Here is a 12,430-nt window from a genome sequence, read left to right as displayed (position 1 = left end):
ATGGTGGCACAGGTGCTCAGGTCCGAGTGGACCAAGATCCGCTCGGTGGCCTCGACGGTGTGGACGCTCTCCCTCGCGGCGGTCGTGACGATCGCCTTCGGTCTGCTGATCAGCATCGTCGTCAACAACACCTTCGACGACTTGAGCCGCGAGGACCGGCTGGCCTTCGACCCGACCTTCGTCAGCTTCGCCGGGACCACGCTCGGACAGCTCGCGATGATCGTCTTCGGTGTGCTCGTGGTCTCCAACGAGTACAGCACCGGCATGATCCGTACCTCGCTGGCCGCGGTGCCACAGCGCGGGGTCTTCCTGTTCTGCAAGATCGCGGTGGCCACGCTGCTCGCCTTCGCGGTCTCGTTGATCACCGTCTTCGTGACCTTCTACCTCGGCCAGGCGGCGCTCGGCGACCACAGCGCCTCGCTCGGCGACAAGGGCGTCCTGCGCGCGGTGATCGGCGCGGCCCTCTACATGACCCTGATCGCGCTGTTCTCCATGGGCGTCGCCTCGATGCTGCGCAGCCCGATGCTCTCGCTCGGCATCCTGATGCCGTTCTTCTTCCTGGTCTCCAACATCCTCGGCAACGTCAGCGCCACCAAGAAGGTCGGCCAGTACCTGCCCGACCAGGCGGGCAGCCGCATCATGCAGGTCGTCACGCCCCTGGACGACGACAAGCCGTACGGGCCCTGGGGCGGCCTGGCGATCATGTGCCTGTGGGTGGCTGCCGCCCTGATCGGCGGGTACGTGTTGCTGAAGCGGCGGGACGCCTGAGCCCGGAGGGGAGGCCCGGGTGCACGTACCGCGGGAAGAGAAGGAGTCACGCGTGCCGCAGTGGGAGCACAGTCTCGCGGCGCTCGGTCTGGACACCGTGCCCGCGCTGGAGCCGCTGTCCTACCCGGGCCGCCCGGCGCCGGGCCCGGCGCTGCTGGCCGGGGAGGAGCTGTTCGGTCTCGGCGTACGGGCCGGACGGCTCGGGCAGTGGACGGTGGACGGCTTCACCGGCACTCTCGATGAGGTGCTGCGCGAGTTCGGCCAGGCGCCGACCGAGGAACGGTTCCCGGTGATCGCGGTCGGCTCCAATGCCTCGCCCGCCCAACTCGCTTACAAATTCGGCCGGTTCGCGGTGCCCGCACTGGTGCCGATGGTCCCGGTACGGGTGCGCGGTGTGGCGGTCGGCTGCTCGGCGCACATCGGCCGGATCGGCTACGTCGCCTCGGCCCCGTACCTCGATCCGGCCGTGACCGGCACCCTGTGGGCGTCCTGGCTGGAGCCCCGGCAGCTCGACGTGGTCGACGGCACCGAGTTCCCGAACTATCTGCGGGCCCTGCTGCCCGGCGGCGTCTTCGAGATGGTGCTGCCCTCGGGCGAGCGGCTGGCCGGGGCCCAGATGTACGCGGGGGCCCGTGGCGTGCTGGCCGACCCCAGGACCGGGCTGCCCCGGCAGGGCGGCGGTGACCAGGCGGAACTCCTGGCCGAACTCCTCGCGGGCTCGGCCCGGCTGCGCACGCTGTTCGGGCCGGGACCGGCGGACTGGGTGGCCCGGGCGGGACGCGATCCGCATGCCCGCGCCGAGGGCACCCGTGTCTTCGCCGAGGAGGGCTGGGCGGTGCCGCAACCCACTCTCGCCGCGTACACCGAGAACCCCGGGCCCCCGCCCACGTACGCCCAACTTCCCCCGTTGGACGGCTCTTTCGCCGCCGGTGACAGCGAGCTCGGCCTTGTCGCGGAGGTCGGGGAGCGCCCAGGTCACGACTGAGCCTCAACATGCGGCACAGTCGGCGAACAGCGGACAAGAACCGGGACGTAGCATCGTAAAAGTCACCGAAAGCACCTTGGCCGGAACCGTCAGCCTCCAGTTATTCTCCTAACCCTTACGGGGGGCGTGTACTTCTCCGACGTCCCTGAACCTGTCGAATGGGTGCGGAGCATGATCGAGGCGATCGGCCTGACCAAGCGCTACGGCGCGCGGACAGCCGTGCACAATCTGTCCTTCCAAGTGCGGCCGGGCGCCGTCACCGGATTCCTCGGGCCGAACGGTTCCGGCAAGTCCACCACGATGCGCATGATCCTCGGCCTGGACACCCCGTCCGCCGGATCGGTCACCATCGGCGGACACCCGTACCGCAAGCTGCCCAACGCGCCCCGCCAGGTCGGCGCGCTGCTCGACGCCAAGGCGGTGCACGGCGGCCGGCACGCGCGCAACCACCTGCTCTGCCTCGCCCAGCTCTCCGGCATCCCGGCCCGCCGGGTGGACGAGGTGCTCGGCGTGGTCGGTCTGCAGAACGTGGCCAGGAAGCGCTCCAAGGGCTTCTCGCTCGGTATGGGCCAGCGGCTCGGCATCGCCGCCGCCCTGCTCGGCGACCCGCAGGTGCTCCTCTTCGACGAGCCGGTCAACGGACTCGACCCCGAGGGCATCCTGTGGGTGCGCAACCTGATGAAGTCCCTTGCCGCCGAGGGCCGTACGGTCTTCGTCTCCTCGCACCTGATGAGCGAGATGGCGCTGACCGCCGACCACCTGATCGTGATCGGCCGCGGCCAGCTCCTGGCCGACACCAGTGTCAGCCAGTTCATCTCGCAGAACTCCTCGGACTTCGCCCGGGTGCGCACCCCCGACACCGAGCCCGAGCTGCGCGAGAAGCTCGGCTCCGTGCTCGGCGGCGCGGGCGGCCACGTGCTGCCGGAGCCGGACGGCGCCCTGCGGGTGACCGGGCTGCCGCTGCCCAAGATCAGCGACCTGGCCCACGAGTCCGGCATCCGCCTGTGGGAGCTCTCGCCGCACCAGGCCTCCCTGGAAGAGGCGTACATGCGGATGACCCAGGGCGCGGTCGAGTACACCTCTACCGCCGACCAACGCGCGGGCCTCCAGCAGCAGTTGCCCCCCGGCGCCCAGCCCCCGCACCAGATGCCGGTACCCGGCCAGGGCCAGCCCGGCTGGTACGCGCCGCCCCCGCCGCAGGGCGGCGGCCAGCCCTTCGCGATGCCGCAGCAGCCGCAGCAGCCCCAGGGCGCGCCGGGCGGCTACGGCGCCCCGGGCGGCCAGCCGTTCGGCGCCCCCGCCCAGGCACCGGCCGCTCCCCCGGCCGCCTCCGCTCCCCAGTCCGCCCCGACGACCAAGGACGCCCGATGAGCACGCCGACCCCGCCGGCTCCCCAGCCGCAGCAGAGCTACGCGCAGCCGCCCGCGCCCGCGCAGCAGGGCTGGCAGCAGCCGGCCCAGGGCGGCTACACCTCGCCGATCCCGATCGTGCGCACCCACCTCGGGCACGCGCTGACCTCGGAGTGGACGAAGATCAAGTCGGTGCGCTCCACGATGTGGACCATCAGCGTCTTCGTCGCCCTGGTGGTGGGCATCGGCCTGCTCGTCGCCGCGCAGACCGACGACGCCGACTACGCGGACGTGCCGTACTCGATCCCCGCGTTCTTCGGGCTGATCCTCGGCCAGATCTGCCTGATCACGCTGGGCGTTCTGGTGGTCTCCTCGGAGTACGGCACCGGCATGATCCGTACGACGTTCACCGCCTCGCCGCAGCGCTACCGGGTGCTCACCGCGAAGTTCCTCATCTTCTTCGCGGTGGCCTTCACCACCTGTGTGATCTCCATCGGCCTGGTGGGCCTCGCCGCCTCGGGCATGCACGCCGACGCCTCCGAGGAGCCCTGGCTCGGCACGGTGTTCAAGGGTTCGCTGTACGTCTCGCTGCTCGGCGTACTGGCCCTCGCGGTCGGTTCGATGCTGCGGCACTCGGCCGGTGCGATCACCGCCATGCTCGGTGTCGTCCTGGTCCCGGCGATCATGCCCGCGTTCCTGATGATCGCCGACAGCACCCGGTCCTTCGGCGAGAAGATGAACGAGTACAACGCGCCCAGCTCGCTGGCGATGATCTTCCGGGTCGACGCCGAGAGCGGCGACACCGGAAACCCGCAGCTCTTCCTGCTGATCGGCCTGACCGCCGCGGCGGTCGCGGGCGCGTACGCGCTCCTTGAGAAGCGCGACGTCTGAGCCGCACCACCACAGAACACCGGCCCGGGGTTCGAAACCGCTTCAGAACCGGGGCGCGTTACGGGACCGCTGCACCCGCGTGGTGCGGCGGTCCTTCGCGTTCCAGCAGGACTTGTGCCAGTGCCTGCGCTCGTCGACCCCGCCGTACTCGGGCCAGGCCACCACATGCGGCTGCCCCGAGCCGATGCTCTGGTCGCACCCCGGGCAGCGGTAGGTCTTCCCGGCCGAGCTGGCGCCCGCGACATGGCGTACGTACCACTGCTCGCCCTGCCAGGTCTCGGTGGACTCGAAGCCTCCGTACCGGGCGGAACTCTCGGCGCTGCTGTCGTCCGCGTGGCCGCCCCTGCGGGACGGGACACGGTTGCGGCGGGGGGACACGGGCACACCTCACGTGCTCGGGAACGGCGGTTCCACCCAGCGTACGCCTCGCACACCTGGTTGGACGCAAAGCCTCAAATACCCCCAGAACACTCGACGTTGGGGTGGCCTGCGGCTTCAATCACGCACAAGCCGTGCCCTTGTCATGTGTCCTACGTTGTTGCCTTCGAGGGGGAGGCCGCGTCGGCACCGAGGAGGGCATGAGTGCGATGCGTATAGGAAGTTTTGTACTGGCCGCACAGTTTCCGGGCCAGGGACACGGCGAGGCGCTGCACCGCGCGGTGCGGACCGCCGAGGTGTGCGAGGAGGCGGGCCTGGAGTCCGCCTGGATCGCGGAACACCACTTCGTGCCGTACGGAACCTGTCCTTCCGCCGTCACTCTGGCCGCCCTGCTCCTCGGCCGCACCGAGCGGCTGCGGGTGGGCACCGCGGTGACCGTGCTGCCCAGCGCGCACCCGGTGGCCGTCGGCGAACAGGCCGCGCTGCTCCACCTCACCTCGGGCGGCCGGTTCACCCTCGGCGTGGGCCGCGGCGGACCCTGGGTGGACCTGGAGGTCTTCGGCACCGGACTGCCCGCCTACGAGCAGCACTTCCCGCAGTCGCTCGACCTGCTGCTCCGGTGGCTGCGCGAGCCCCGGGTGGCGGGTGACGAAAGGTTCCCCTTCCGCGAGGTCGCGGTCGTGCCGCGCCCGGACGAAGCGCTGCACGGGACCCCGGGGCCGGAGGTGGTGATCGCCTGCACCTCGCCGAAGTCGGTGAAACTGGCCGCCGAACGCGGTCTCGCGATGCTGCTCGGCATGCATGTGGGCGACGAGGAAAAGGCGGAAATGCTCGCCCTGTGGCGCAGTCACGCGCGGGCGAGCGGGCACAGCGCGGAGACCGTCGCCACCACGGGCCACGTCTCGGCCGGGGTCGCCCAGGTCGCCGACGACGGCCCGGAGGCCACCCGCACCCTGCTCAAGTCCATGCCCGGCTGGCTGCGGCAGGGCCTGGCCGCACATGTCACGGTCGACAACCGGCCGCGCGCCATGCGGGACCCGTACGCGTACACCGAACTCCTGTGTTCCCTGCACCCGGTGGGCACGCCGCGGCTCTGTGCGGACCGGCTCGCCGCGACGTCCGAGCGCACCGGGATCGACCGGTTCGCGCTCCTCGTCGAGGGCAGTGGGGATCTCGCGGCGACCGAGGAGAACGTCCGGCGTCTGGGCGCCGAGGTGCTGCCCCGGCTGCGCTGAGGCCGGGGCGGGGGTGGAGCTGTGGTGGCCGCCGCATCTGTAATGCCTGCCGCGCCGAGTACGTACTTACCCGGGATACGGAGCGGCAGGCGGTCACCACAGTCGTCAGCAGTCGCGGAATTCGGGCTTCTGATTGAGGATCTGGCTACGGACCGAGGTGAAGCGGCCGAACCGCTCGTCCACGGAGGCATCCAGCGGGAAGACCGCCACCCGGTGACAGTTCTGGAAGGCGAGGCGCACCCCGAAGTGCCGCTGCAGGGCTCCGCGTATGGCATCGCTGGCGAGCGCGCGCAGCAACTGGCCCCGCTCCTGCTCGGTGGGCGGCGGGGTCTGGTTGTCGGCGAAGGGACCGCCGTCGACCTTCAACTCGGCCACCAGGGAACTGATCATGTCCCATGCATAGGGCAGGGAGGTCCGGACGCAGTCGACGAAGGCGGCTTCGTCGACCTCGCCTCGCTCGGCCTGTTCGAGTAGGGCCGGTGAGACGTCGAGCGACATGGGTTCTCCTCTCACGCCCCCGCGGACGGGGGACGACGGACAAGGCTCAGGACATCGGATACAGAGTGTGCTCGCGCAACGACGTCCTGTCTCCACGGTAAGCATCGCGAGACGCCCGCACCAGGAGAATGCGCGCACAACCGGCCATTGACGAACGGGAGTTGACGGAAAAGGACAGAGGAACGGCAGAGAAGGGACAGAGGGAGGACAAAGGATGGACACGGAACGGGCAGGAACGAGGAGAGAAGAGACACCGGAGGGACGCGAGCGAGGGATGGGGTCGACCGGCGGTCGTTCACGGCCCTTCGCACCCAACAGCCGCCGACGACGGCCGGATCGCGAGCAGCGCCCCGCGTCGAGTAGCGTTGCCGACCATGCGTCTCGTCATTGCCCGCTGCTCCGTGGACTACGCGGGCCGGCTCACCGCCCACCTGCCGTCCGCACCCCGTCTGATCCTGGTCAAGGCCGACGGAAGCGTCTCCATCCATGCCGACGACCGGGCCTACAAGCCGCTCAACTGGATGTCCCCGCCGTGCACCCTCAAGGAGGGCACCGGCGAGGAGGCGGGCGTCTGGACGGTCGTCAACAAGGCCGGTGAGAAGCTCATCATCACCATGGAGGAGGTCCTCCACGACTCCTCGCACGAACTCGGCGTGGACCCCGGCCTGATCAAGGACGGAGTCGAGGCCCACCTCCAGGAACTGCTCGCCGACCGCATAGAGACACTGGGCGAGGGCTACACCCTGATCCGCCGCGAGTACCCCACGGCCATCGGCCCGGTGGACATCCTGTGCCGCGACGCCGAGGGCGCCACCGTCGCCGTGGAGATCAAGCGCCGCGGTGAGATCGACGGCGTCGAACAGCTCACCCGCTATCTCGAACTCCTCAACCGCGACCCCCATCTCGCCCCGGTACGCGGTGTGTTCGCCGCCCAGGAGATCAAACCCCAGGCCCGCGTCCTGGCCACCGACCGCGGCATCGGCTGCACGGTCCTGGACTACGACGCGCTGCGGGGCATCGAGGACGACAAGCTGCGGCTGTTCTGAGGGACACCGGCCCCGGCACGCCCGGCGTACGTCGCTGCCGGGAAGTCGGTCCGTACGGCCCGTACGGCCCGTACGGCAAGAGGAGCGAACCCCCGGTCCGGGGCCCGGCAGGTGGCCGGGCCCCGGACCGGTTCGGTCCCTCACATCCGCCGCGTTCCTCCCCGTCCCCGGCTCAACTCCCCGCGCTCACCCGGAACATCACCGTTCCGTGCGCGGGTACCGTCGCGCCGATACGGCCCTTGGTGACCGAGGTGCGGTGGCGCCATACGTCGCGCAGACGGTAGGTGTCCGCGTCGGGCAACCCCGCGGCCCGTGCCGTGGTGGTCAGTTCCCGTGCGGTGCCGGACTCGTTGAACAGGGCCACCGCCCGGTCCCCGTCGGCGAGTTCGCGTACCAGGATCCAGCCGCCTTTCTCGCTCGCGAGTACCGTGCCCTGCTTGCCGAGGCGGTCCTGGTCGACGGCGAGGACCTCCTTGTTGGCGAGGATCTCCACGGTCGCCGCGTCCGCCTTCGCGAGGTCGGTGCCGACGAGCATCGGCGCGGCCATCATCGCCCACAGGCTGAAGTGGCTGCGGTACTCGGTGTCCGTCATGCCCGAGTTGCCGACCTCCAGCATGTCGGGGTCGTTCCAGTGGCCGGGACCGGCGAACTCGGCCTGCGGGACGGACTTCTTGAAGTTGTCGAGCATGCTGGCCCAGGTGTCGCGGATGTCGACGGTGGTGCGCCAGGAGTGGGCCACGTCGGGGCGCCAGGGGTCGACCGGCAGTTCCGGCTCGGCGTGGATGCTGTAGAGCATGGGGCGGCCGGTCGCGTCGAGCGCGTGGCGCATCTTGGTGAAGGCGGTCTGTTCCTCGACACCGTCCTCGTCGGCCCGGCACCAGTCGTACTTGAGGTAGTCCACGCCCCATGCGGCGAAGGTGCGCGCGTCCTGCTCCTCGTGCCCGAGGCTGCCGAGCCGTCCCGGGTAGCCGTCCCAGATGTTCGCGCAGGTCCGGCTGCCCGGGGTGGCGTAGATGCCGAGCTTGAGGCCGCGTGCGTGGACGTAGTCGGCAAGTGCCTTGATTCCGCCGGGGAATCGCTCGGAGTCGGCGACCAGGGCGCCCTCGGCGTCGCGCTCGGGCTCCTGCCAGCAGTCGTCGATGTTGATGTACTCGTAGCCCGCGTCGCGCAGGCCGAGTGCGACGACGCGGTCGGCCGCCGCCTTGATCTTGTCCTCGTCGATGTCGCAGTGGTAGGCGTTCCAGCTGTTCCACCCCATTTGTGGGGTGCTGCCGAGTCCGTTGTCCGTGGCCTTGGTCACTGACGCGGTCACGGCCGTGGTGCGGGATACGGCGGCCTCGGCTGCCTCGGTCGCCGAGACCTGTACGGCCGTCACGGTCGAGGTCGCCAGTACCGCGAGCGCGGCGATGGGTACCGCCCAGCGGCGGTGCGGTGCCGCGCGCCCTGTCGTCGGTGCGGGCTGTGCGGCGTCGCGGTGCTGAGGAGAGCGGTGTGGGGACATGCGGCATCCACCTCTGGGTCGGGGCACGCGAGAAGCGCGCCGCACACGTCAACTGCGCGACGTGCGCGGGGGGATGCCCAGTGTGTGAAGTGCGTCCGGAGCACGGCCATGGACGGAACGGCGGGAGGCCAGGACTTCTCGCACAGCCGGACGCCGGGCTTTCCTACGTCGTGCGGTACGCCCGGAGGAAGGTTCGCACTCCCGCGACGATGAGCGGCCGGACGCGGGCGTCCTCCGTGGCGTTCGCGGAACCGAGCCTGTCCAGCGCGACGCCGAAGGTCAGCGCGATGAACTGGTCGGCCGCGAGCCGGGGGTCGGGGACGTCGAGCAGCCCGGCCTCGCCGAGGGCGGCGAACCGCTCGGCGACCGCCTCGTCGGGGGTGTCGGCCATGGAGTTGTAGCCCCGGTGCGGCAGGTGGCCGGACTCCGCGCGGACCAGTCGTTGCAGCGTCGCGTACTCCGCCGAGCCGAGCATGTCGGTCGCGATGCGCATCGAGAACGTGACCAGGGCGCCTTCGAGGTCGGTGTCCTCGGCGAGGTCGGTGAGGGTGTCGTCGAGAGTGCGCCGGATCGTGGTGATCATCGACTCGCCGACGTCGTCGACGACCGCGCGCAGCAGCGTCTGCTTGTCGCCGAAGTAGTCGTAGACCGTCCTCTTGGAGACCTCGGCCCGGGCGGCGATCGCGTCGACGCTGGACCGGTCGAAGCCGTCGGCGAGGAACAGCTCCCGGGCCGCGGTGAGGATGGCGGCCCGCTTCCGGGTGGACCCCTCGCGCAGTGTCTTGGTCGTCGGTGTCTTCGTCGTCGGCATGAGCCCATCCTAGCGGTTCTACACTGCACGGTGTAGTGTAGTTTTTATGAGCGGCCGCACTCGCCGCCCCGCCTCGCCCAGCGACCGCGCCTATGCCAACTCGCCAACTCGCTTACCCCTTCGACGAGTTCACCCGTCGGGCTGCATCGGACCGCGACGGACTCCCTCCGACCCGACCCTCCACGACGCACGCCCACCACACGCACCACCACGCACACCGCGCCCCGCGTGAAGGGCCGCTGTGTCCGCGCCGGGCGCGGCGGAAGCGGCAGCACCACGCGGACGGCCGACCCTTGCTCGCCCGGCACTGACGGAAAGGACCACCATGACCGCGACTCTGGCTCCTCCCCCTCCCCCGGTTCGCATCGGCAAGGCCGCTGTCTGGGCCCTGGGCGCGCTGGCCGTCGCCACCGGTGCCCTGGAGTCGGTGGTGACACCGACGCTTCCGCTTCTGCAGCGCGAACTGGACATGAGCACCTCCGAAGGGGCGTTACTCAGCGTCGTGCTGCTCATCACCGGCGCGCTCGTCACCCCGGTCGCGGGCAAGTTCGGCGACCGCTACGGCGGAAAACGGGTCCTGATCCGGCTGATGGCGGTGGTCTGTGCCGGTGGTCTGGTGTCCGCCATGGCGCCCAACCTGCCGGTGCTGCTGCTCGGTCAGGTGCTGCAAGGGGCGATGGTGGGCGCGCTGCCGCTGTCGTTCATCCTGGTGCGCGCCCATCTGCCCGCGAGCGAGGCGAAGGTGGCCATCGGGGTGGTCAGCGGGCTGTTCGTCGGGGGCGGGATGGCGGGCACGCTGTCGGCCGGGCCGGTGGCCGAAGGGCTGTCCCGGCACTGGATGTTCGCGCTGCCGACGATGGCGGTCATCGGGTCCACCGTCCTTGTGAACAGGCTGATACCGCACGATCCGCCGGGCCGGTCGGACGGCTCCGGGGTCGACTGGCCCGGTCTGGGTCTGCTGAGCGGGACGCTGGTCACGCTCATGCTCGTCCTCCTGCTGGCACCCGAGGCGGGCTCGCAACCGCTCGTACTCGGCGTCCTCGTCGTGCTCCTGGCCGCGTTCGGGACCGGATGGGTCGCCGTGGAGCGTCGGGCGGCCGCGCCGATGGTCGATCTGCGCATGCTCGCCCTGCCCGCGGTGTGGAAGTCGTGCGTGCTGACGTTCACGATCTGCGCCGGTACCGCGATGGCGGTCCATCTCGTTCCGCAGCTCCTCTCGCTGGAGGACGCCGAGCACGGCTTCGGGGCGAGCGCCACCGAGATCGGCTTCATCCTGCTGCCCGGCGCCGTGGCCGCCTCGCTGGCCGGGCCGCTCAGCGGGATCGGGGCGCGGCGCCTCGGCTCGCGTGCCGTGGTCGTCAACGGGATCGTCCTCCTGGTCGTCGCGCTGCTCGCCCTGGCCGCCGTACACACCGCGATCTGGCACCTGGTCATCGGCAAGATGCTGATCGCGCTCGCCAACGGCCTGTGCGTCACGGCGATGGTGACCAGCACCGCCGTGTCCGTCGACCGGAGCGACACCGGCATCGCCACCAGCCTGGTCCTGGTGACCCGCGTGACCGGCTACGCCGTGGGCGTGCAGCTCAGCGGCGCCCTCCTCGCCGCCGGAACCCCCTCCGGATCGGATGTCCCGGACGAATCGGCCTTCGTCGCCGGCTTCGTCACAGCAGCCGTCGTCACGGCGCTGTCCCTGCTCATCACCCGCACCCTGCCCAAAGGAGCCAAGGCATGACCCGCACCGATTCGTCGAGGGACCTGCGCACCGGACCGCGGCGCACGGTCCTGATATCCGGGGCCGGCGTCGCGGGGCCCGCCCTCGCGTTCTGGCTGAACCGCCACGGGTTCGCGGTCACGGTGGTCGAGAAGGCGGGCGCGGTGCGCAGCGGCGGCTATCCCGTCGACGTACGCGGCACCGCACTCGAGGTCGTCCGGCGGATGGGCATCCTGCCGAGGCTGCGGGAGGCGCACATCGATCTGCGCAGGCTGACCTTCCTCGACGCGGACGGCGGCGAGGTGGCCTCACTCGACCCGCACGCCCTCACCGGCGGTGTCGCGGGTGAGGACCTGGAGGTACGGCGCGGGGATCTGACCGGCGCCCTGTACGCGGCGGTCCGCGACGACGTGGAGTTCCTGTTCGACGACTCCCTCGACACCCTCGACCAGTCCTCCGGCCACGGCGTCGACGTCCTCTTCCGCGGGGGCGCCAGGCGCAGGTTCGACATGGTGGTCGGGGCGGACGGTCTGCACTCCCGTACCCGCGCGTTGGCGTTCGGCCCCGAAAGGCCGTTCCACCGGTATCTCGGATACTGCTTCGCCGGGTTCACCATGCCCAACACCTTCGGGCTCCGCCGGGAGGTCGTGCTGTGGAACGTCCCGGGCAGGGCCGCGGCGCTCTACGCCGTGGAGGACAGCGACGCCGTACACGCCCTCCTGAACTTCGCTCGCCCGGAGCCGCCGTTCGACGCGTTCCGCGACCCGTGCGCCCAACGGGACCTGGTCGCCGGGGTCTTCGCCGACGCGGGGTGGGAGGTGCCGGGCCTGCTCGCGGCGCTGCGCGACGCGCACGACCTGTTCTTCGACTCGGTCAGCCAGATCCGTATGCCCCGCTGGTCCAGCGGCAGGGTCGCGCTGGTGGGCGACGCCGCGTACGCACCCTCGTTCCTCACCGGACAGGGCACCAGCCTCGCGCTCGTCGGCGCCTACATGCTCGCCGCGTCCCTCGCCGGCCGGGACCACGCCGCGGGCTTCGTCGCCTACGAACACTCGACCCGCGAGTTCGTGACCCTGAATCAGGATCAGGTCGGCACGGGCGACGCCACCCTCTTCCCGACCACCGCTCGGGCCCTGGAGCAGCGCAACGCCATGCTGCGCGACCTGCGCGCCAGGCCCGCCTCTCAGGGGCGACCGGCCCATTCGGCGCTGGCGCTGCCCGAGTTCACGTATGTGACGTGAGGCCGGGCGCACGCAG

12 protein-coding genes are annotated in these 12,430 nt (G+C 70.7%); 8 read left to right on the top strand and 4 right to left on the bottom strand.

Annotated elements, in window-relative coordinates; translation table 11 throughout:
* The 4 genes from HUT18_RS25360 (at position 1) to HUT18_RS25345 (ending at position 3,993) form a co-directional block, all read left to right on the top strand.
* Positions 1-768, top strand: a complete 768-nt coding sequence (locus tag HUT18_RS25360; protein WP_176102849.1) for an ABC transporter permease subunit — start codon at positions 1-3, stop codon at positions 766-768.
* 52 nt (positions 769-820) lie between these two features.
* Positions 821-1,753, top strand: coding sequence for a hypothetical protein (locus HUT18_RS25355; RefSeq protein ID WP_176102848.1), 933 nt, complete (start codon positions 821-823; stop codon positions 1,751-1,753).
* A gap of 171 nt (positions 1,754-1,924) precedes the next feature.
* Positions 1,925-3,124, top strand: a complete 1,200-nt coding sequence (locus HUT18_RS25350) for an ABC transporter ATP-binding protein (RefSeq protein WP_176102847.1) — start codon at positions 1,925-1,927, stop codon at positions 3,122-3,124.
* A complete protein-coding gene (locus tag HUT18_RS25345; RefSeq protein WP_176102846.1) occupies positions 3,121-3,993 on the top strand; it encodes an ABC transporter permease in 873 nt (290 codons plus the stop codon). Before HUT18_RS25350 ends, HUT18_RS25345 begins: the two co-directional genes overlap by 4 nt.
* Positions 3,994-4,035: 42 nt before the next feature.
* Here HUT18_RS25345 and HUT18_RS25340 read toward each other — a convergent pair whose 3' ends face one another.
* Positions 4,036-4,371: an ATP/GTP-binding protein gene (locus HUT18_RS25340; RefSeq protein ID WP_176102845.1), complete on the bottom strand. Its 336-nt coding sequence runs from the start codon at positions 4,369-4,371 to the stop codon at positions 4,036-4,038.
* A 209-nt stretch (positions 4,372-4,580) separates the two neighbouring features.
* On the opposite strand from HUT18_RS25340, the gene HUT18_RS25335 reads away from it, so the two are divergent.
* The gene (locus HUT18_RS25335; protein ID WP_176104799.1) at positions 4,581-5,606 is read left to right on the top strand and encodes an LLM class flavin-dependent oxidoreductase; all 1,026 of its coding nucleotides are present in this window, start codon (positions 4,581-4,583) and stop codon (positions 5,604-5,606) included.
* Between the two features lie 105 nt (positions 5,607-5,711).
* Here HUT18_RS25335 and HUT18_RS25330 read toward each other — a convergent pair whose 3' ends face one another.
* Positions 5,712-6,104, bottom strand: coding sequence for an SCO5389 family protein (locus HUT18_RS25330; protein ID WP_176102844.1), 393 nt, complete (start codon positions 6,102-6,104; stop codon positions 5,712-5,714).
* Positions 6,105-6,478: 374 nt separating this feature from the next.
* Between HUT18_RS25330 and nucS the strand changes: the two genes are divergently transcribed.
* Complete coding sequence (gene nucS, locus HUT18_RS25325) at positions 6,479-7,150, top strand: endonuclease NucS (protein ID WP_176102843.1); 672 nt, start codon at positions 6,479-6,481, stop codon at positions 7,148-7,150.
* Between the two features lie 172 nt (positions 7,151-7,322).
* Here the strand turns inward: nucS and HUT18_RS25320 are convergent, their stop codons facing one another.
* Positions 7,323-8,651 (bottom strand): glycoside hydrolase family 27 protein, encoded by a 1,329-nt coding sequence (locus HUT18_RS25320; RefSeq protein WP_176102842.1) that lies wholly within the window; start codon positions 8,649-8,651, stop codon positions 7,323-7,325.
* 163 nt (positions 8,652-8,814) lie between these two features.
* Positions 8,815-9,462, bottom strand: a complete 648-nt coding sequence (locus tag HUT18_RS25315) for a TetR/AcrR family transcriptional regulator (RefSeq protein ID WP_176102841.1) — start codon at positions 9,460-9,462, stop codon at positions 8,815-8,817.
* A 325-nt stretch (positions 9,463-9,787) separates the two neighbouring features.
* Here HUT18_RS25315 and HUT18_RS25310 point away from each other — a divergent pair, with 325 nt between their 5' ends.
* The gene (locus HUT18_RS25310; protein ID WP_176102840.1) at positions 9,788-11,194 is read left to right on the top strand and encodes an MFS transporter; all 1,407 of its coding nucleotides are present in this window, start codon (positions 9,788-9,790) and stop codon (positions 11,192-11,194) included.
* On the top strand, positions 11,191-12,414 hold the full coding sequence (locus HUT18_RS25305) for an FAD-dependent monooxygenase (protein ID WP_176102839.1): 1,224 nt from the start codon (positions 11,191-11,193) through the stop codon (positions 12,412-12,414). The genes HUT18_RS25310 and HUT18_RS25305 overlap by 4 nt, the downstream gene beginning before the upstream one ends.
* The last annotated feature ends 16 nt before the right edge of the window (positions 12,415-12,430 follow it).

Origin of the sequence: Streptomyces sp. NA04227 (genome assembly GCF_013364195.1) — a bacterium.
Lineage (GTDB): Bacteria > Actinomycetota > Actinomycetes > Streptomycetales > Streptomycetaceae > Streptomyces.
The sequence above is the reverse complement of the archived record's forward strand: the minus strand, read 5'-3'. Positions and strand labels throughout refer to the sequence as shown.